This window comes from Pseudomonas sp. zfem004 (assembly GCF_032621715.1).
GTDB classification, from domain to species: domain Bacteria; phylum Pseudomonadota; class Gammaproteobacteria; order Pseudomonadales; family Pseudomonadaceae; genus Aquipseudomonas; species Aquipseudomonas sichuanensis.
In genome coordinates this window covers 162,585-182,186 of record NZ_JAVYJF010000006.1, presented here as the reverse complement: position 1 = coordinate 182,186, position 19,602 = coordinate 162,585, and the positions used below count along the sequence as shown (strand labels likewise).

The 19,602-nt window shown below is 59.4% G+C and carries 24 protein-coding genes; 21 read left to right on the top strand and 3 right to left on the bottom strand.

The window, feature by feature from the left end:
• The first annotated feature begins 5 nt into the window (after positions 1 to 5).
• From RTH46_RS09000 to RTH46_RS08965, 8 genes are all read left to right on the top strand, one after another.
• On the top strand, positions 6 to 782 hold the full coding sequence (locus RTH46_RS09000; RefSeq protein WP_316905483.1) for a TIGR03759 family integrating conjugative element protein: 777 nt from the start codon (positions 6 to 8) through the stop codon (positions 780 to 782).
• The gene (locus tag RTH46_RS08995; RefSeq protein WP_316905482.1) at positions 767 to 1,327 is read left to right on the top strand and encodes a lytic transglycosylase domain-containing protein; all 561 of its coding nucleotides are present in this window, start codon (positions 767 to 769) and stop codon (positions 1,325 to 1,327) included. Before RTH46_RS09000 ends, RTH46_RS08995 begins: the two co-directional genes overlap by 16 nt.
• Positions 1,324 to 1,854, top strand: a complete 531-nt coding sequence (locus RTH46_RS08990) for an integrating conjugative element protein (protein WP_316905481.1) — start codon at positions 1,324 to 1,326, stop codon at positions 1,852 to 1,854. The genes RTH46_RS08995 and RTH46_RS08990 overlap by 4 nt, the downstream gene beginning before the upstream one ends.
• A gap of 86 nt (positions 1,855 to 1,940) precedes the next feature.
• Positions 1,941 to 2,126 carry a hypothetical protein gene (locus RTH46_RS08985; protein ID WP_316905480.1) on the top strand — a complete coding sequence of 62 codons (186 nt, stop codon included), beginning with the start codon at positions 1,941 to 1,943 and terminating at the stop codon, positions 2,124 to 2,126.
• The gene (gene traD / locus RTH46_RS08980) at positions 2,104 to 4,323 is read left to right on the top strand and encodes a type IV conjugative transfer system coupling protein TraD (RefSeq protein WP_316905479.1); all 2,220 of its coding nucleotides are present in this window, start codon (positions 2,104 to 2,106) and stop codon (positions 4,321 to 4,323) included. The genes RTH46_RS08985 and traD overlap by 23 nt, the downstream gene beginning before the upstream one ends.
• 10 nt (positions 4,324 to 4,333) lie before the next feature.
• Complete coding sequence (locus tag RTH46_RS08975; protein ID WP_316905478.1) at positions 4,334 to 5,083, top strand: TIGR03747 family integrating conjugative element membrane protein; 750 nt, start codon at positions 4,334 to 4,336, stop codon at positions 5,081 to 5,083.
• A gap of 11 nt (positions 5,084 to 5,094) precedes the next feature.
• Positions 5,095 to 6,561 (top strand): UvrD-helicase domain-containing protein, encoded by a 1,467-nt coding sequence (locus RTH46_RS08970; RefSeq protein WP_316905477.1) that lies wholly within the window; start codon positions 5,095 to 5,097, stop codon positions 6,559 to 6,561.
• A gap of 18 nt (positions 6,562 to 6,579) precedes the next feature.
• A complete protein-coding gene (locus RTH46_RS08965; RefSeq protein WP_316905476.1) occupies positions 6,580 to 6,885 on the top strand; it encodes a hypothetical protein in 306 nt (101 codons plus the stop codon).
• 33 nt (positions 6,886 to 6,918) lie between these two features.
• Here the strand turns inward: RTH46_RS08965 and RTH46_RS08960 are convergent, their stop codons facing one another.
• Positions 6,919 to 7,134: a hypothetical protein gene (locus RTH46_RS08960; protein ID WP_316905475.1), complete on the bottom strand. Its 216-nt coding sequence runs from the start codon at positions 7,132 to 7,134 to the stop codon at positions 6,919 to 6,921.
• A 185-nt stretch (positions 7,135 to 7,319) separates the two neighbouring features.
• On the opposite strand from RTH46_RS08960, the gene RTH46_RS08955 reads away from it, so the two are divergent.
• From RTH46_RS08955 to RTH46_RS08900, 12 genes are read left to right on the top strand one after another with little or no spacing between them, the layout of a single operon-like run.
• On the top strand, positions 7,320 to 7,709 hold the full coding sequence (locus tag RTH46_RS08955) for an RAQPRD family integrative conjugative element protein (RefSeq protein ID WP_316905515.1): 390 nt from the start codon (positions 7,320 to 7,322) through the stop codon (positions 7,707 to 7,709).
• A gap of 2 nt (positions 7,710 to 7,711) precedes the next feature.
• Entirely contained in the window at positions 7,712 to 7,945 is a 234-nt protein-coding gene (locus RTH46_RS08950; protein ID WP_410478551.1) for a TIGR03758 family integrating conjugative element protein, read from the top strand.
• 18 nt (positions 7,946 to 7,963) lie between these two features.
• The gene (locus tag RTH46_RS08945; protein ID WP_316905473.1) at positions 7,964 to 8,314 is read left to right on the top strand and encodes a TIGR03745 family integrating conjugative element membrane protein; all 351 of its coding nucleotides are present in this window, start codon (positions 7,964 to 7,966) and stop codon (positions 8,312 to 8,314) included.
• A gap of 14 nt (positions 8,315 to 8,328) precedes the next feature.
• The gene (locus RTH46_RS08940; protein WP_316905472.1) at positions 8,329 to 8,721 is read left to right on the top strand and encodes a TIGR03750 family conjugal transfer protein; all 393 of its coding nucleotides are present in this window, start codon (positions 8,329 to 8,331) and stop codon (positions 8,719 to 8,721) included.
• Positions 8,722 to 8,729: 8 nt separating this feature from the next.
• On the top strand, positions 8,730 to 9,380 hold the full coding sequence (locus RTH46_RS08935) for a PFL_4703 family integrating conjugative element protein (RefSeq protein WP_316905514.1): 651 nt from the start codon (positions 8,730 to 8,732) through the stop codon (positions 9,378 to 9,380).
• A complete protein-coding gene (locus tag RTH46_RS08930; RefSeq protein WP_316905471.1) occupies positions 9,377 to 10,267 on the top strand; it encodes a TIGR03749 family integrating conjugative element protein in 891 nt (296 codons plus the stop codon). The genes RTH46_RS08935 and RTH46_RS08930 overlap by 4 nt, the downstream gene beginning before the upstream one ends.
• A complete protein-coding gene (locus tag RTH46_RS08925; protein ID WP_316905470.1) occupies positions 10,248 to 11,744 on the top strand; it encodes a TIGR03752 family integrating conjugative element protein in 1,497 nt (498 codons plus the stop codon). The genes RTH46_RS08930 and RTH46_RS08925 overlap by 20 nt, the downstream gene beginning before the upstream one ends.
• On the top strand, positions 11,722 to 12,171 hold the full coding sequence (locus tag RTH46_RS08920; RefSeq protein WP_316905469.1) for a TIGR03751 family conjugal transfer lipoprotein: 450 nt from the start codon (positions 11,722 to 11,724) through the stop codon (positions 12,169 to 12,171). The genes RTH46_RS08925 and RTH46_RS08920 overlap by 23 nt, the downstream gene beginning before the upstream one ends.
• The gene (locus RTH46_RS08915) at positions 12,171 to 15,170 is read left to right on the top strand and encodes a conjugative transfer ATPase (RefSeq protein ID WP_316905468.1); all 3,000 of its coding nucleotides are present in this window, start codon (positions 12,171 to 12,173) and stop codon (positions 15,168 to 15,170) included. The genes RTH46_RS08920 and RTH46_RS08915 overlap by 1 nt, the downstream gene beginning before the upstream one ends.
• Positions 15,167 to 15,475 (top strand): hypothetical protein, encoded by a 309-nt coding sequence (locus RTH46_RS08910; RefSeq protein WP_316905467.1) that lies wholly within the window; start codon positions 15,167 to 15,169, stop codon positions 15,473 to 15,475. The genes RTH46_RS08915 and RTH46_RS08910 overlap by 4 nt, the downstream gene beginning before the upstream one ends.
• Positions 15,465 to 16,124 (top strand): DsbA family protein, encoded by a 660-nt coding sequence (locus tag RTH46_RS08905; protein ID WP_316905466.1) that lies wholly within the window; start codon positions 15,465 to 15,467, stop codon positions 16,122 to 16,124. Before RTH46_RS08910 ends, RTH46_RS08905 begins: the two co-directional genes overlap by 11 nt.
• The gene (locus RTH46_RS08900; protein WP_316905465.1) at positions 16,121 to 16,444 is read left to right on the top strand and encodes a hypothetical protein; all 324 of its coding nucleotides are present in this window, start codon (positions 16,121 to 16,123) and stop codon (positions 16,442 to 16,444) included. Before RTH46_RS08905 ends, RTH46_RS08900 begins: the two co-directional genes overlap by 4 nt.
• Before the next feature lie 626 nt (positions 16,445 to 17,070).
• On the opposite strand, the gene RTH46_RS08895 is transcribed toward RTH46_RS08900, so the two are convergent.
• Positions 17,071 to 18,768 carry a phosphoethanolamine--lipid A transferase gene (locus RTH46_RS08895; RefSeq protein ID WP_316905464.1) on the bottom strand — a complete coding sequence of 566 codons (1,698 nt, stop codon included), beginning with the start codon at positions 18,766 to 18,768 and terminating at the stop codon, positions 17,071 to 17,073.
• Positions 18,769 to 19,207: 439 nt separating this feature from the next.
• Positions 19,208 to 19,456 (bottom strand): hypothetical protein, encoded by a 249-nt coding sequence (locus RTH46_RS08890; RefSeq protein ID WP_316905463.1) that lies wholly within the window; start codon positions 19,454 to 19,456, stop codon positions 19,208 to 19,210.
• Here RTH46_RS08890 and RTH46_RS08885 point away from each other — a divergent pair.
• A complete protein-coding gene (locus tag RTH46_RS08885) occupies positions 19,415 to 19,594 on the top strand; it encodes a zinc-ribbon domain-containing protein (protein WP_316905513.1) in 180 nt (59 codons plus the stop codon). The genes RTH46_RS08890 and RTH46_RS08885 overlap by 42 nt on opposite strands.
• The last annotated feature ends 8 nt before the right edge of the window (positions 19,595 to 19,602 follow it).

The following is a 19,602-nucleotide window of genomic DNA, read 5'->3' as shown; positions in this document are numbered from 1 at the left end:
GCATCATGAATCTACCGATCGTTCGTGCCATTGCCTGCGCCTGCGCATTTACTGCAGTAGGTATTGAGGCGGCGCCGCTTTCTTCCACAGCAGGAGGATCCGCCTCCAGTACCCAACAGCTCACCAGCGAAAGCGTCCTGTCGCAGAACAAACTCCATGATAGAGCCGCACAGGAGTGGGGCCTGACCTCCAAGGAGTACGAGCGATATCAAGAGGTGATGCAAGGGCCCCGCGGGGTTTATTCGCCAGGGCTTGACCCACTCACAGCGCTTGGGATCGAGGCCCGGTCGGATAGCGAGCGGCGCCGATTTGCCGAGCTGCAGGTCCAGGCGGAACGACAGCGAGTCGACAGGGAGCTCGCCTATCAGCGCGCCTACGACGAGGCGTACCAGCGCCTGTTCCCAGGCATCAAAGCCATTGAGATCTCGTCCTCCCCTACGGCCCAAGCCGGTTCCGGGAGCGGTGCTGGACCTCTCCCGGAACCAACTCTGGAGGGCAACGGGCGCCTGGCGCTCTTCGTCAAGGACGATTGCTTGCCCTGCATTGACCAGGTCAAGCGCCTGCAGGCGTCCCAAACTCCGTTTGACCTGTATTTCGTCGGCAGCCAGAACGACGATGAGCGAATCCGCCGCTGGGCGATTCTCGCGGGTGTTGACCCGTCCACCGTTAAAAGCCGTCTGATCACGCTCAACCACGACCAAGGCCGCTGGATTCGCCTCGGCCTCGGCGGCTCGCTGCCGGCCGCCGTGACAAAGGTGAATGGATCATGGCGTCGTCAATGACTGCGTGGCGGCTCTGCCTTCTGCCGGTGCTGCTGCTCGCCGGCAGCGCATGGGGTGTAGAAGATCCGCCACCCGCTTACAAGGCGATCGCCATCAGGCACGGGGTTCCGCCCGTTGTGCTCTATTCAGTTGCGCTGCAGGAGAGCGGCACGCCACTTCGCGGGCAGCTGGTGCCGTGGCCGTGGACGTTGAATGTCGCCGGTACCGGCTATCGCTTCGCCACACGAGCAGATGCTTGCCAAGCGCTGATGATCGCAATTGTTAAGGCTGGACCCGCACGGGTCGACGTGGGGCTGGGACAGACCAATGTTCGCTTCAACGGGCATCGCTACAGCTACCCCTGCGAAGGCCTTGACCCCTACAAAAACCTGGCGGTGACCGCTCAGATCCTGGCTGAGCAAAAGGCCAAGGGTGGAACCTGGATCGATGCTGCCGGACGGTACCACCGCCCTGCTGGGGGCCCGCCGGCAGCGAAGTACCGTAGCTACTTCACGAAACATCTCAGCCGCGTCACCGGCATCAAGTTCGAGGTACGGAACCCATGACTCTTTCCAACACCTGGCGTCGTAAGGCCATCCAGATCCTCACGCTTTCAGCCCTGGGCAGCCTGGCCATACAGGCCAGTGCTGGACCTGCTGGACAGCTCACCGTGGTAGAGGACCGGGGCGGGTCATCCGCCCTGCCCTACTACCAGGACATCGAACCAGAACCTACTACCCCTCCCCCGGTTGTAACCGGCGTGCGGGCCGGCGGGGCATTTCCGGTGATCACTCCTGAGCTCAGCCCGGGCCAGGTGCAGGGGCGCGTGATCAATGCAGCGGGCCTGCAGCCGATGTTCATCGTCGGCGATGACTCAGGCTCGCAGGCCTGGCTCAAGCACAAGCTCCCAGAATTGCATCACCTGCAGGCCGTGGGGCTCGCCGTGAATGTCAGCAGCGCCGCGCGACTGGAGGAAATCCGTCGCTGGGCCCCAGGTCTACAGGTGATGCCCGTGCCAGCCAGCGATCTCGCTGGCCGTCTGGGGCTGCAGCACTACCCAGTGCTGATCACTGCCACAACCCTTCAGCAGTGAGAACTGGCATGCGCCCATCACGACCTGTATCGCCGGTGTTCACGGTGGTCATCAGCCACCCCCTCCACCGTCCCGGCAGAGAGCAAATGATCGAGCAGGTCCGCCATGTGAGCGAGCTCTACGGTGGGCGTGTGACGGGCATCTCCGAGATCAATGAACACGCATTCGCGCAGCGCTTGGCCGAGCGATTAGCTCCCGACCAGGTTGATGCCGCGCGCGAAGAAGTCAGCCTTCAATTTGCGAGGAGCTGTGATGGCGACCTACACCCTTGAATCGCTGCTACGGCCTCCGGTGGAACTGTTCACCACCGCAGTTTGCTACGTGGCGGCCGCTCTCTGTGTGAGCGCGCCGTGGGCATTCGCCCTGACACCGCTGTTCGGAATTGTCGCCGCCCTGGGCTTCATCTATCTCGGTACTGTGCGGCTGTTACAGGCCCGAAGAGTTCTGCGCTACCAAGCCAACCTGCGTCGGCTTCCCCACTACACCATGACCAGCGCTGAAATGCCGATCAGCAACGAGCGCCTGTTTATCGGCCGGGGATTTCGTTGGACGCAGAAGCACACGCAGCGCTTGGCCGACACCTACCTCCCCCAGTACGCCGGTTACGTCGAGCCCACGAAGCTTTACATACAGGCACGCTGGTTGGAGGAGCGCCTGGAGTTTGCCCCCTTCCCCCTGAAGACGATCACCAAACTGACTGGCTGGGATTCCAGCTGGAACCCCGCCCGGCCTCTGCCCCCAGTAGGTGGCCTGCCCAGGCTGCATGGGATTGAGCCCGATGAACAGAACGTCAGCCTGCCCCTGGGCGAGCGCGTTGGCCACACCCTGGTGCTGGGAACCACCCGGGTAGGCAAGACGCGATTGGCAGAAGTCTTCATCACCCAGGACATCCGCCGCACCCATCGCCATAGGCCGCGCGTTCGCATGGGGCGCAGGAATCAGCCGCCGCATCGTTGGAGCCGACGCGGGCAGTCGGAGCAACAGCCCGACCACGAGGTGGTGATCGTCTTCGATCCCAAGGGCGATGCCGACCTGCTCAAACGCATGTACGTCGAGTGCAAACGGGCTGGGCGCCTCGACGAGTTCTACGTATTCCACCTGGGGTGGCCGGACATCTCCGCGCGCTACAACGCCATCGGCCGCTTTGGCCGGATCAGCGAAGTCGCTACCCGCATTGCTGGCCAGCTCTCCGGTGAGGGCAACTCTGCCGCATTCCGTGAGTTCGCCTGGCGATTCGTCAACATCATTGCGCAGTCTTTGGTCGCCCTCGGCCGCCGCCCGGACTATGAACAGATCCGCCGGCACGTCATAAACATCGACGAGCTCTTTATCGAGTACGCACAAAAATACTTCGCGGAGCACGACCCCAAAGCCTGGCAGACCATCGTCGAGCTGGAAGGGAAGATCGATCGCAAGAACCTGTCGTTCGCGATGAAAGATCGCCCGCTTCGGGTGGTGGCGATCGACATGTACCTGACCCAGAAGCGCATCAACGATTCGGTGATGGACGGCCTGCGCAGCGCTGTGCGCTACGACAAGACCTATTTCGACAAGATCGTCGCATCGTTGCTGCCGCTTCTGGAGAAGCTCACTACGGGGCGGATCGCTGAACTGCTCGCCCCCGACTACCTGGACCTCGCGGATGAGCGCCCCATCTTCGACTGGATGCAAGTGATCAGAAAACGCGCCGTGGTTTATGTTGGGCTCGATGCATTGTCCGACACCGAGGTCAGTGCGGCCGTGGGCAACTCGATGTTCAGTGACTTGGTCTCTGTTGCAGGCCACATTTACAAGCACGGTATCGACGACGGCCTGCCGGGACACATGGCTGGGGGCAAGGTCCGCATCAACCTCCACGCTGACGAGTTCAACGAGCTCATCGGGGACGAGTTCATCCCGATGGTGAACAAGGCCGGTGGTGCCGGCATCCAGGTCACCGCCTACACCCAGACGATGAGCGATATCGAAGCGAAGATCGGCTCGAAGGCCAAAGCCGGCCAGGTGATCGGTAACTTCAACAACCTGTTCATGTTGCGCGTTCGAGAGACCGCGACCGCTGAGCTGCTGACCAACCAGCTACCCAAAGTGCAGATCTACAACAGCACGCCGGCGAGCAGCGCGAACGACTCGGTCAACGGCAAAACCGCGTTCACCTCAAGCTCGCATGACCAGGTGCAGCTGGCGAGTGTGCCGATGATTGAGCCAGCCCACGTGGTAGGACTGCCGAAAGGCCAGGCCTTCGCGCTCATCGAAGGTGGGAACCTGTGGAAAATACGCATGCCGCTTCCCGCGAATGACCCGGACGAGGTCATGCCCGGCAACCTGCAGGAGTTGGCCGCCGGCATGCGGCGATCGGCAACGTCATCGAGCGACTGGTGGGAGGCCCCGGGCTACCAGCAGTTGAAGACCGCCCTGCCCGAGGACCTGGTCGAAGACTTCCGCCAGGTGGCCACCGATGACGCGGCGTGAGGTGTAGCCCATGGCAGATGACGTTTCGAAGAAGGCCGAACAGCAACAGGAGCGACAAGAGTCGCTGTTCAGCAAGATCTTCTGGTTCCCATTCAACTTCCTCGGCGTGATGTGCGGCTCGCTGCTCGTCGCGATCCTGGTCGACTGGGTATGCCTTTATTTCTTCTGGCCAGAAGCAGGATGGCGACATGGCCAACAAATGCTGGTCAGCGAACTCAGCTGGCTCTCAAAAGGGTTGGTACACAGCGCCATTGTGCAGGAGCCTGGCCGAACCGCGACATGGCTGGTCTCCGAGGCCTACGACTGGCTTGTCGTAAAGACCGGGATGCTCAGCTGGGTCCAAGGTATGGAGTCGATCGCCCAAGCCGGGGCCCGCAACGAGCTCGACATGCGCTACTGGGCCGCGCAAAGCGTCACCACGATACAGAACTACACCCTGGCAGCCCTGTTCACCGTCCTGGTGTTCTGTGTCCGCTTGGTCGTCCTGCTGATGACCGTACCGCTGTTCGCTATGGCGGCACTCACTGGCTTGGTTGACGGCCTGGTGCGGCGAGATCTCCGTAAATTTGGTGCCGGCCGGGAGTCCAGCTATCTCTACCACAAGGCCCGCGCAACGATCCTGCCGTTGGCCATTTTCCCCTGGACTTTCTACTTGGCACTCCCGATCAGCATCAATCCCATGTTGGTGCTGCTCCCCTGCGCTGCCCTGCTTGGCGTATCCGTGAGCATTACAGCCGCGAGCTTCAAGAAGTATTTGTGAGGAAGAGCACGATGCAATGGACCCACGAGCAGTCGCCGATCATCTATTCGGAGGCACCGAAACTCCTCATCCAGGCCGGCGCCGGCAGTGGAAAAACCACAACGCTGGTGGGGTATGCGCAACATCACTCCCGGCTGCGGATTCTCTATCTCTGCTACAACAAATCGGTTGAGATCGCCGCCCGTGGGCGCTTCCCGCGCAACGTGGTGAACAAAACCGCACACGGGCTCGCATATGCCGTCTATGGCACGCAGTTCAGCCATAAGCAGACCAACAACTTACGACTGACCGATATCGCCCGAGCGCTTGATACGCAGGACTGGGAGCTGGTCAGGGACGTGCTGACCACCCTCAACAACTATATGGCCAGCGCTGACGATCTGATCGAGCGCTGCCACTTTCCATGGTTCCGTGACCGCCCAATGCTTACCTCCGCCCAGGAGCGCTACCTGAACCAGGCGCTCGTAGCAGCGATGAGCATCTGGAAGCGCATGACTGATCTGCAGGACACAGCGGTGCAGATCACGCATGACGGATACCTGAAGCTGTACCAGTTGAGCAAACCCGACCTGAGCCAGCGCTTCGACTGTGTGCTGCTCGATGAGGGACAGGACGTAAACCCCGTGATCGCTGACATTGTGCGCATTCAGCGGATTCGCAAAGTGGCAGTAGGTGATCGTCATCAGCAGATCTATCGCTTTCGAGGAGCAGAAGACGCTCTCAATGCCAGCTGGATGGCCGGGGCTGAGAAGCATTATCTGACCCAGAGCTTCAGGTTCGGCCCTGCAGTCGCCCATGTCGCCAATATCATCCTGTCCTACAAGGGAGAAACCAGAAAGCTGCAGGGGCTGGGCGAGAAGACCCTGGTCAAAAAAGCACTGCCAGCTGGACTTCCGCACCGAACGTACATCCATCGCACCGTCATCGGCGTGATCGAGAACGCGCTATGCCTCGTCAGCGAGAAACCCGAAATCTACTGGGTGGGTGGCATCGACAGCTACTCAGTGCGCGACCTCGAGGACCTGTTCTATTTCAGCCGAGGGCAGCGCGACCTGGTCCATAACAAAAAACTGCTTCGGGACTACCGGGACTACGGCCAGTACGTAGAAATCGCCGAGGTGAGCCAAGACGGCGAGATGCTTCGCTCGATCAAGATCATCAACATGTATCCGGACCTTCCTCAGCGAGTCCTGGCCCTGCGTTCGTGCACGGCGGATAAAGAGCTTGATGCGACGATCACACTGACTTCCGCGCACAAGTCGAAAGGCCTGGAGTGGGATTTCGTCGAGCTTTTCGACGATTTCACCTCAGATCCCCTGGCACCGGACGTCGACGCCGGCCGACGAGATGACGAACTGAACCTGCTGTACGTGGCCGTCACCCGTGCAATGAAGATTTTGGCGATCAACAGCCTGGTGCTGTTGATCATGAAGCGCTATGTCGACGCGCTCGCCCCGGGTGCACAGGCCCGCGGCTGAACATAACAAGGAGCCATCATGGGCAAGCATTTTGAACATCGGGCTGAGTACGTTGCCATCCCCTTCAAGGACGCGACCCGAGGCGGTTGGATCTTCAAAGCCACCGAACAAACGTTGGAACCCGATCTCCCCGCCCTCCTGGACGAACATGAGCGGCTCCAGAGGAAGATGTTCGAGCTTGGTGCTGAAGGTTGGGAACTGGTCAGCACACAGCCAGTATGTCGTGGAGAAATCAAAGTGGGCAACCAGAACGCCCAAGCGTGGTCCTATGGGTTTCCGATGCCCATCGGCTACCTGCTATTTTTCAAGCGGGAGCGCCAATAGACAAAGCCGGGCAGCAACTGGGCTATGGACTGCTCAATCACCCAGCTCATGACCCGGCAGGCGGGCCAGCATCGCGTTGGCTCTTCTGACCATTTCCACCAACTCAGCAGAGCTGACTTCTCGCCGATGCTCCAGCAGCTCAGCGGCGAGAACGGCCTTGTCGTAGCACCCCTCATCTTGGAATCGGGCACCGAGAAAGTCGGTCACCCAGGTTTCAAATGCCGGTGAGTTCTTGTTCTGTCGCGGCATACCACCCTCGATCGATCAGCATTCTTCGTATGCCCTTCTCCCTGGCACGCATCCCGGCCGCAGTGCGAGGCGGTCGGAAGCTACTGAAAGTCCTCATCCAGAGGGTGACTGGTTCAAAGAAAAAATTCTACGGCGACCAGATAAGTATTTCTTGAGGCGGCTGAATGGCCTGTCTCGGCATCCTGATGGCCATACGTCAGCCTTGCCAGAGCCCAGCCGTGAACACGTCTAACACTTCCTTTGCATCTCCACGCCGAATCCTGCTTGGCGCGCTGATCAGCGTCACTGGCAGCGTGCTGTTCTCCCCCTCAGCCCATGCGGCCGGGGCGTCCGAGCAGGCCAACATCGAGGTCATGGTTCGCCAGCTCAATGCGCTGGAGGACTCCGCACGGCGCAGCGCCACCGTCGCCAGCGAGCCAGGTCAGCGCTACTACTTCGATTACGAGCGTCTGGCCGGGGACATTCAGCGCGTTCGTCAGGGGCTGCAGGAGTACCTGACCCCCAGTCGCGCACAGCCACGGGATCCGGCAGAGCTCGCGGGTAAATACACCCTCACGGGCGGGCGGATGCCATGAGCATGAGCGGAGCACAACTCGCCGCCTTCAACGCCGCCAGCGGTACCACGCCCCAAGCCAGCTCAACGCTGTTCCTGGGTTTCATCATCGCGCTGTCGTTGCTCTGGGGGGCATGGGCCCTCTACAGCATCTATCGCGGCTGGGCTACCACAAACATCGACCGTGGGATCGCGGCGTCATCTGCCGTCCGCGTGATCACGCTGATCATGATTCTTTCCCTACTCGTACTTAGCTGAATCATTAGGAGTTAAAGCATGTCGCAACCTCAGCGCTTAAAAACCTTCATCAGGGGGCTCGCGATCGCGCTGGCCTCGACCCCTATGCTGGCTAGCGCCGCCCTGCCTGGTGCCCAAGCTCCCACCCGTGGGGAAGGGTCCAACATGATGCAGACCTTCCAGAACTACGCATACGACGGGTTCATGCTGCTCGGCCTGATCTTCGTCGGTGGGGCCATGCTGGGCGTTGCGCATCATGCCTACGGCACCTACCACGAGATCCATGAAGGCAAGAAAAAGTGGCGTGACCTGGGGCTGACCGCCGTTGTCGGGGCTTGTCTGATTGGCGTGGCGATCTACATGGTCACCAAAGCGACCGGCGTCCTCTGAGCGAGTAGGACAACATGGCTGAAGTCTCATACCTCAAAGACGGCTCCTTGGATTTCCTACCGCACAACCTCAACCGGCAACCAATGGTGATGGGGGGGCTGACTGCGGATGAGATGTGGGGAACCGTGGCAGCCTGCGGCGGTGCAGGCTTTGTCGTGGGCATTCCCGTGGCCTTCCTCTTCGGTAATCCCGCCCTGGTCATCGCCTGCGCCCTGGTCGGTGGGGCATTGGGTCTGACGGTGGCCAGCCGCATCCTGAGGAAGATGAAACGCGGCCGGCCCGACATCTGGTTCTACCGCCAGCTCCAGCTGACCGTGACCCAGCACTTCACCTTCCTCCCTTTCCTGGGTGACACCAAGCTGGTCACTCGAGAAGGCGCATGGACCTGCCGTCGCACCGAAAAGTAGGGATCTACATGAGTTATCGAAAACGAGTGAATGCTCAGCAGGCGCACATCCTCAGCCTTCGAATCGCAGTGATCGTGCTCGGGATCGTCAGCGCGTTCGCCTTCTACGGCTGGCACAAAGCCCCAGAGGATCTAACCGTGCATGTGCCCCCTGACCTCCGCTCCGGTAGCACCCGGAAGTGGTGGGAGGTACCGCCGGAGAACGTGTATGCATTCGGGTTCTATATCTTCCAGCAGATGCAGCGCTGGGAGAAGAACGGGGACGACGACTACCAGGACAACATCGCCCGGTTGGCCTCTTATGTGACCCCTGGGTGCCAGGAGTACCTGAAGAAGGACTACGAACTGCGTCGTAACTCGGGCGAGCTGCGCCGCCGTGAACGAAGCGTGTCGGAAATTCCTGGTCACGGCCTCACCGACCCTGGCGTGCTGCGCGTGGAAGAAATCGGAATCAACGACTGGACGGTCAACCTGGATCTGCTCGCTGACGAGTCGGTGAACGGCGAGCGGGTCAAACGTGCAATGACCCGTTATCCACTGTCCATCGTCCGGGCCGACGTCAACCCGGAGAAGAATCCGTTCGGGCTGATGTGGAACTGCTACGCCTCCAATCCGCAACGCATCGAGGTAGATCTGCAGGCTGCTGGGGTGAAACCATGAAACTGCGTGCATGCATCCTCGCCCTGGGCCTGCTCGCGGCAGCCGATGTCAAAGCCGTAGAGCTGCTGCAGTGGGACCGCATTCCCATGGCCATTCCACTGGTTGTGGGGCAAGAGCGCATTGTGTTCGTCGACCAGAACGTGCGAGTCGGCATGCCGCCGCAGCTGGCCGGTTTGCTACGCGTTCAGAGCACAGGAGGCGCCGTGTACCTTCTGGCCAGCCAGGAGATCCCACCGACACGACTGCAACTGCAGAATGTCGCGACCGGGGAAATCATGCTGGTGGACATTGCCGCCACCCCAGCGGCTGAAGGACAGGCCAAGCTCGAGCCTGCGAAGATCGTTCCCGGCACGTCCCCGGCAACCTACTACGGGGATAGTGCCCCCGCACGGAGCGCTGCCAGAAGATCCTCGGCGCCGGAGCAGGAAGAAGAGATAACCCCGGCACCGCGTCACGAAACCCCGGCGCCAGTGGCACTCACCCGCTATGCGGCCCAAATGCTGTACGCCCCCCTGCGCACCGTCGAGCCAGTTGCCGGCATCACTCAGGTGCGGGTCGATCGGCGCCTGGACCTGAGCACCCTGCTGCCTGTGTTACCAGTAGAGGCCTCAGTCTTGGGTGCTTGGCGCCTCGACAACAGCTACGTCACAGCAGTGAAACTCCGCAACCTCAGCGCACAACAAGTGACGATGAATCCTGCAGAGCTGATGGGCAATTTCACGACTGCGACGTTCCAGCACCCTTACCTAGGAGCCCGCGGCAACGCCAGCGATACCACCACCCTCTACCTGGTAACCCAGGGCAAGGGCCTGAAGGATGCGTTGCTGCCGTCCTCGATCAGCCAGGTCGACCCGAAAGGAGGACGCCGTGAGCAGTCTGAAAAGTAATCCGCTCCTCAAGTACCTGCTCATCCCTGTGCTGCTTGTCGCCGTCTTCCTGTTGGTCAAGGGAGGAGGCAAGAAAGATGAAGCCGCTGCTCCAGCGGACGAGACGATCACCATTGGAGGCGATACAGCCCGCAAGCTGGGGGTCGATGGTGATACCCCTGCCGACACATTGCGAACAGTGGTCGCTGAAAGCCGCGAAGTGAAGGAGCAGATCGCCAAGGTTTTGACCGATAACCAGCAGCTCAAGGACCAGAACTCGGACCTGCAGCTTCGGCTGTCGCGAATGGATGACAAAGTTGATTCCAAGCTGAATAGTGCAAAAGACGAGCTGCAGGAGCAGGTCAAAAATCAAAGTAACGGCTTGCTCGATCAGTTCCAACGCCAGCTGGACCACCTGTCCCAGAACAGCTCAAACGCTGGAGGGCAGGATATGCCCATCGGCCTGGGCGTACAGCCCGGGGATGGCGCGGGCTTCCAGCAGGGGCAGAAGTCCAAGGACCTCATCTGGGTTGAGCCCACCGACGGCACTGCACTGGATGCAAGTGGAAAGCCGCTCCAGCCTGGTTCAGCCCAAACGGCCAGCGGCTTCAACTTCCCATCCAGCTTCGGCCAGACCTTGGATAAAGGCCAGACCGTACTCACCAACACCGCCCAAAATGTCGGGGCGGAGATCTCCCCCCAGGACTCCCGCAAGCAGGTCCGGAAAGCCTACACCCTGCCTCAGAACTCCACGCTGATGGGGTCAGTAGCCATGTCTGCCCTGATTGGCCGAGTCCCAATCGATGGCACAGTCAATGACCCGTTCCCGTTCAAGGTCATGATCGGCCCCGACAACCTGACTGCCAACGGCATCGACCTACCCGACGTGGTGGGCGCCGTCGCCAGCGGCACTGCCTCGGGCGACTGGACGTTGTCGTGCGTGCGCGGACAAGTCCGCAGCCTGACGTTCGTGTTCGCCGACGGCACGATCCGCTCCTTCCCCGCCCCAGCCGAGGAGGCAAACGGCAACCAGAACAACAACCAGAACAGCAGCAATGGTCAACCTGCAATTCAAGGCGGGCTCGGCTGGATCAGCGACTCTTATGGCATCCCTTGCATATCCGGTGAGCGCCGTTCCAACGCCAAGGAGTACCTGACCAACCAATCCCTGGTCACCGCCGCAGGCGCCGGCATCGCCAAGTTGCTGAAAGCTGATGAGCAGAACAGCTCGACGACCTTCAGCAGTGGGGGAACCTCCTTCGGCACCACCGGTTCCTCCGGAAACTCTGCAATGGGCGCCATCCTCACCGGCGGGGTGAGCGATATCCGCTCCTGGATGAACAAACTTTATGGCGAAGCGTTCGCTGCCGTGTACGTCCAGCCCGGGGCAAAGGTGGCAGTCCATCTGGACCAGCAGCTGGCCATCGACTACGAGATCAAAGGCCGCAAGGTCGATTACAACGCCGGAGCCAACCATGTATCTGCAAACCTGGACTAAGCCCCGCCTGCAGGCCGGGGCCTGGCTCGTGCTGACCCTCATCCTGGGCGGTTGCACGACAGACAAAGACGAGCTACTGCCCCATGGGGAAGCCAGCATGATGGATGTCTGGCAGCAAGGCACTTCGGGGGGCAGTGCTGGCAGCTCCAGCAGCAGAACGCTGCTGGATGCACGCCAAGAGCTTCGCCGGCCACTCGATGAGCCACAAATGGCCCGCCAGCGAGCAGAAGCTGACGCCTTTACCCGCACGCCTCAAAACGAAATCTACAGCCAGTTCAAACGGCTGCCTAACCCTGACCTGGTCATGTACGTATTTCCGCACCTGGCTGGCTCAGATCCAGTGCCTGTCCCGGGCTACACCACGGTGTTCCCGATGTATCAACGTGTGCAGTACGCCATGCCAGGTGAGCGGACGGAGGAATACTGATGCAGTTCATCAGCAAACTGCTGGGCAAAGTCCCTGCGACACCCATCGAGCCCGTGCTTGGCCAGCCAACCACCGATCACGATCACGATCACGTTGACGGCAGCCTCGCACCGGCTAGCTCTGCTATCACCGAGGAGGATCGCCAGGCCGCAAATGACCGTTACATCGCCCGTCTGGAGTCGCTGGGCATCCCTTCCCCTATCGACTGGCAAAACCCTAAACGTCGGCCGGCGACGAAAGCTGACGTGTCGCGTATGTACGAGGTCAACCCGTCGTTCGTGGACATGCTGCCCTGGGCGGAATACCTGCCCGAGGAAGAGGCCATGCTCCTCGAGGATGGCGTTTCCAGAGCTGCGTTTTTCGAGCTGGTCCCGATCGGCACCGAGGGGCGCTCCGACGATTGGCTTCAAAACGCTCGTGATGCGTTGCAAGGTGTCCTGCAAGACAGCTTCGACGAGCTAGAGAGTTCGCACTGGGTGGTCCAGCTCTATGCCCAGGACGAAACCGACTGGAATGATTATCTGCAGAAACTCCGTGCTTACGTTCAGCCACGAGCAGAGAACACGGGGTTCACCGAGCTGTACCTCGCGCTGTTCCGCCACCACCTGGAGTCCATTTCCAAGCCAGGTGGCTTATTCGTCGACACGGCGGTCAGCAATCTTCCCTGGCGCGGGCAAACACGGAAAGTCCGCATGGTCGTGTATCGCCGAGTGAAGAAGCAGGACCTCGTAGTCCGCGGACAGGAGCCTGCCGCCTACCTCAAAGCAATCTGCGACCGCCTTAAAGGTTCGCTGGCCAACGCCGGCGTCTCGACCAAACGCATGGATGGGCACGCGATCAAGCGCTGGCTGGTGGGTTGGTTTAACCCATACCCAGATCATCTGGGTTCCACCGATCGTGATATCCGTCGATTCTACGAGACGGTCTGCCACCCCCCACGCGAGCTCGAGGAAGGAGAGCTTCCCGTGGCCAGCGGTACCGACTTCTCGGAAAACCTGTTCTTCCGCGAACCTCTGTCGGATGTGAAGAACGGACTGTGGTCGTTCGACGGCATGCCGCACCGAGTGGTGATGCTCGATCGCTTGAAGAATGCTCCCCTCACCGGGCATCTGACCGGTGAGACCAAGCAGGCAGACTCGTTGAACTCGCTGTTCGATCGACTGCCGGAGGACACCGTGTTATGCATTACGATGGTGCCGACCCCGCAGGATCTGCTTGAAGGGCATCTCGAACAACTGTCCAGGAAGGCCATCGGGGACACCCAGGCGTCCATCCACACTCGGGATGACGTTAACAAGGCCCGCTCCATTCTTGGGCGCAAGCACAAGCTCTATCGGGGGAGTGTTGCGTTCTTCCTCCGTGGCCAGAATAAGGCCGTGCTCGAGGAGCGCACGACCAGCCTGTGCAACGTGCTCTTGGGCGCCGGCATGCAGCCGGTCCAGCCACAGGACGAGGTAGCCCCCCTGAACAGCTACCTGCGTTGGTTACCGTGCAATTTCGACCCCAGCGAAAGCCGGGCGCTGGATTGGTACACCCAACTCATGTTCGCCCAACACATCGCCAACCTGGCCCCCATCTGGGGACGTTCGACTGGCACAGGCAACCCAGGCTTCACCCTATCCAACAGGGGAGGAGCAGCTCTGACCTTCGACCCATTGAACAAACTCGACCGTCAGATGAATGCCCACTTGTTCCTGTTCGGGCCCACCGGTGCGGGTAAGTCTGCAACAGCCAACTACCTGATCATGCAAGCCATCGCGCTCTACCGTCCAAGGCTCTTCATCATCGAAGCCGGCAACAGCTTCGGCCTGCTGGGTGACTTCGCCAAGCGACTCGGTCTGACCGTCAACCGAGTACGGCTCGCCCCCGGCGCCGGCGTGAGCCTTGCCCCGTTCGTCGACGCGGTGCAACTGGTTAAAAACAAGGACCACGTGAAGGTCTTGAATGCCTCGGACGTGGATGCTTCGGACCAGCACCTGGCCGACGCACTGGCAGGCATGGAGGACGAGCAACGGGACATTCTGGGCGAGCTGGAGATCACGGCGCGCTTGATGATCACCGGCGGCGAATCGAAGGAGGATGCTCGACTCACGCGGGCGGACCGCAGTGCCATCCGCCAATGCATCCTCAACGCGGCCGAACTGTGCGTCAGCGAGAACCGCCCGGTCCTCACTGAAGACATCAGCGCAGCGCTCCAAACGATGGCCAGCGACGACAAACTCCCCGAAAGCCGGCGCAACCGATTCATGGAGATGGCCGAGGCCATGGGGATGTTCACCATGGGCACGGAGGCCGAGATGTTCAACCGTCCTGGTACCGCCTGGCCGGAAGCTGACATCACGATCGTCGACCTGGCTACCTATGCTCGTGAGGGCTACCAGGCCCAGATGGCCATCGCCTATATCTCGCTGTTGAACACCATCAACAACATCGCAGAGCGGGACCAGTTCAAGGGGCGACCACTGATTGCCTTCACCGATGAAGGCCACATCCCATTGAAGGTACCACTGCTCTCCCCGTACTCGGTGAAGATCACCAAGATGTGGCGGAAACTGGGTGCCTGGTACTGGATGGCGACCCAGAACGTCGACGACATCCCCCCAGAAGCATCGGCGCTGTTGAACATGATCGAGTGGTGGATCTGCCTGAACATGCCACCAGACGAGGTGGAGAAGATCGCCCGCTTCCGTGAGCTCACGCCGGCACAAAAGACGATGATGCTCTCGGCCAGGAAAGAGAACGGCAAGTTCACAGAGGGCATCGTCCTGGCCAAGCGGATCGAGATGCTGTTCCGGGTGGTGCCCCCCAGCTTGTGCCTTGCCTTGGCTATGACCGAGCCAGAAGAGAAGCGGCAACGTTACGAAACCATGCAAGCACTCGGCTGCGATGAATTACACGCCGCGCTGCAGGTGGCCGCAGACCTGGACCGCAAACGCGGTATCACTCCCTTCCCTATCACCTTTCCCGAACCAATGAAGGCCGTGGAGCGCGTGGCATGAGAGTCATGAATAACCTGACCCAGAACATCATTGATAGCCTGACCCAGCTGCTCAAAGACCCCGGCCACGACACCCTCCAGTCGCTGTCGGTTTGCGCCCCAGTACTCATTGATGAGCTGCAACAGATCAAAAATAACGCCCTCGATCGTCGCGACATCATGCCGCTGATTCAGACCGCCCTAAACGAGTGGCTGCACCAGCACCCTCAACCCGAAGGCGCGATGACAGACCTGCTCAATGCAATACACCGGCATACATTGGGCCTCCAGTCTTCCCCCAAAGGCGAGCACGATCATGACCGTTGAACTCCGTGGCGCAATGCTGATAGGGCTGGTTTTTGGGGTTTCAGTCGTCGCCTTTCTGACGTTTTTGCAAGTCAATGAAAAGGCAACTGCGACAGGCCCCTGGTACTTTGGGTCTGAAACAGCAAGGTGGACGGTCACCGAGTACGCAGACCTCGAGTGCCCGTATTGCAGGGCGTATACACCAGAGCTGAAGCGTTGGGTGGGCCAGAATGAGGATGTGAAGCTCGCCTGGCACCACTTCCCCTTGGATGGCCACGGTGCGGCAGCAGTCCTCGAAGCGCGCCTGGTTCAGTGTGCAGGCTACCTTGGCGGAGCGACGGCGTACTGGAGAGCGATCGATCAGGTACTGCAGCACACGCGAGGCAACGGTGTCGGGGTCGACAAGGATCGAGCCAACCTGGCGCTCGATATCGAGCCGGATGTATTCGCCTGCGCTGCCAACAACCAGGACATCGCCGAAGAGGTCGATCGTCAGCTGGCCGTGGCCAAGAGCCGCGGCATTGCCGCCACGCCCACTCTCGAGGTCACCGACAGCCTGACCGGGCGCAGTGTGCGACTGGAGGGTCCGGTAGACAGCACCGCATTGCTGTCGGTCATTGACGCCCTGGCCGCCCAGCCCTTGCAGGACAAGGAACAGCTGGAACAATGATCACACTCACGATCATCCGCGCCGACAACAACGACGAAGAGAGCAACCTGCCCAGCAGGTTCTTCCCGGGCGCGGGCTCCGGCCATGGATGGTTTCAGCTCGAGCAGGCTCAGGACCAGTTCCCATGCCACTATGAACTAAGCTGGGCTTTACAGCAGTGGAATGACGACTGTGTCCTGTTGGACTACGACCCGGCCAACGGTGCAGGGCGCCTCGTGATCGTCGACTGGGATGCGCCGGCTCCTGGAACTGTCATTGAACTGCAGATCGGTGGCCCTCCAGAAGACCTGGTCGATCCGGATGAGGGATGGTTCGACTAGTTCACATCCCAGAGATCACAGCCGGACTCGAACGGAACGACCATTCTGTTCGCCCAGTCTCAGGTAAGGTCATTGTCGAGGTGACCTGAATGAGAGAACCACAAGGATTCGCCAGCCGACACAGCGCATTGTGCGTCGAGCTGGAAAGGCTCTATGAGCAGTTGTCCCACCCACACGCATCCGTAGGCTTTGCAGCTTCAACGTAGGTTTTCACGGTCGACTGAACTTTTTTCAGATCGCATATCACCCAATTTTTGATACCCCTGATATCACTCAGACTCCTTCGTGACGCGGCAGCTTCGGCAAATCGACTATGTTGTTGGGTTATTGGTTATGCAATTAAAAAGCAGCTCCGGAGAGCTGCTTTTCTGTCTTACTCCCCCTTTTTATGCTTGTGGGGTCTCAAGTCCGGGTGTTCCTTTTGCTTCTCAGGCGTAACTCGCTGCCTTTTGTCCGGTGTGCCATCTTCGTTGGTACGTTTAGGGCCTGGCTTGATGCTCATGCAAAATTTCCTTTTCCGCTCGCGTTGTTGAGTACTGCTATGTAGTTAGTCCAACTTCTTACACCTGTCAAAACAAACCGGCGAGGATGCGCTGGCAGCCCGACGTGTCCCACCCCTTGCAGCATTAGAGGCCTGAGTAAGTGCTACCGGCCAAAGGCTTGCACGGGGCCGTAAAATCCAGGGCTGAGCGATACGAGGATGTCTGGACGCTCATCATCCCGAGTACAGTGTGGAAAAGGTTGTCATGACTCAGTGGCGAGCTTGCCTGAGCTTTCAAGCAGCCCACATTGAGGCGTTCGCTCTTCGCGAGAGAGTCAGACATCCAGAGCACCAATGGCACCTTGGTTTGCTCATCTGGGGCCATCGCATAGGGCAGCCCATGCAGGTAAAGGCCGCCCTCCCCCAGCGACTCCCCGTGGTCCGAAACGTACATCAGCGCAGTGTCAAATTTGCTGTTCGCGGCCAGGATATCAATCAGCCCTGCAGTGACGTAGTCGGTATAGAGGATCGAGTTGTCGTAGGCATTGATCACCTCCTGTTGCTTACATTTGTCCAGTTCATTGGTCTCACAAACCGGCTCGAATTTCTTGAACTGCGGAGGGTAGCGCTTGTAGTAGGCCGGTCCGTGACTGCCTTTGTAGTGGAGCACCAGGACTGCATCGCCTTCCTGACGCTTGATGAAGTCCTCCATCTCCGAGAGCAGCACCCCATCCTTACACTCGTCGCTGGTGCACAACTGAGCATCTGTGCGTAGGGTAGTCTTGCGATTAGGCACCCGGTCACAGACCCCTTTGCAGCCCGAGTTGTTATCAGTCCACATGACGCTGATGCCTGCGCGCTGAAGCACATCGAGTAGCCCTTCTCGGCTTTTGGCCAAGCCGTCCTTGTACTCGTCTTTGCCGACGTCCAAGAACATGCACGGCAGCGAAACTGCGGTGGCGGTGCCACAAGAGCTCACATTCGAGAAGCTGATGACATTGCGCTTTTCCAGCTCAGGGTTCGTATCACGGGAATAGCCGTTGAGGGAGAAGTTGGCGGAACGCGCGGTCTCCCCAATTGCCAGTACCAGCAGTTTCGGTTTGCGAGCCACTCCGAGCTGTGGCACCACAGCATCGGTACCGATAGCGGTTAGCGTTTTCGGTGTGGCCAACTGGCGCTTCAGGTAACCATGTCCGGCCGCAAACAAGTTGGTCGGAATCAGGATGAGCCGGATCTCCCGATTGTTGCGCAGCAAAGAGGCATACGACTGGTACTGGCTCAGCACGATGCCCGCAAGGGTGACCAGGGCGAGCGACAGGACGATGAGCCTGCTAGCCACCGCCTTGGTCCAGGGCTTGCGACGGAGGGGCACCTGACTGATTACGTAGATGGGCAATACCCCTACCATTGCCACCCAGAGGCTAAGCTTCCAATTCAGCAGCTCGGAAACCTCACTGACGTCGGTTTCCACAACGTTGGTGAACATCGTGTAATCAATGACGATGCCGTAAGTGCTCATGAAGTAGCTGGCGAAAGCCGCACTGATCAGGACCAGGCACAGCAGAGGTTTGGCAAGCCGTCCCCATGACAGCAAGCTGAGTACGGTAAACACCCAAACGAACACTACAATTGGCAAGCTCGCCGCGAGCAGCCAGTTAACTTCGTCGGTGTTGAATACCAAACGCCAGAGCACACGCCAAAGCTCAGCATTCGCGAACAGCAACAGCCAGAGCGTTACTAGCCCGACGAGCAAATTGGTACTAATGCCTTCCTGTCGAGCATTGCGAATAACAAACAACCATTTACTTAACAGGATACGAACAATGGATTTTGAAGGTGTCATCATAAAGCTCTGAAGGGCTGTACATCCACGGCGCTGGCTATGGAGTACTAGGAAGCTGCCAGGCAAGCCCTCGACAGATACTGAGCGCATGCGGGCATGGGAGCTCCAGAGACCTTGAACCCGTGACTTCAGGACGCTTAGGATGTGTGGGGCATAGGAATTAAATGAAAAACAAGCTCTCGCTAGGCGCATTATTTCCGGCTCACGATAACGACATGATGACCTCGTGATTACAATGCTGTCAGAATCTCGACAATGACTATTTTCATTGCAACCGCTCAGGCTATGATAAAAGCTCAGAAAGGTCCGACCATTGATTTATCAGTACCACCCAATGACTTAAATTAAATTTCACAAACAATCTGGTTTCGTTTTGACGTACGCTAATTTTGAACTTTTACTTAAACTTAAAAGTCATTCTCATGAGCAGACACTTCTTTCATCTTTTGCTCGTGTTTATATCACCTGTCGATGAGGGACGAGCCCCATGCGCTTTTTCAAAAATTTCCTGGGCGGGCACCACGGCCGTGGAAATCACGGCGGTGGCAAGCACCACGGTGGTGAGCATGGAAGTGATCGGCATAGCCACCATGAGCAGCAGCATAACTGCGATGGAAATGGCCGTAGGACAGACAATGGGCGCGTAATAGCCCAAGCCCCACTTAAAGATCTGCAGGCGTGCAGGCACTGCCAGACCGCAAACGCCCCATCTGCACGCTTTTGTCTAAACTGCGGAACACCACTAGCGAGTGGTTGCACAGCCTGCGGCTCTTCTCTGACTGCAGGAGCAAAATTCTGCAGCCAGTGCGGCCAGGCCACGACCTAGCGCTCGGC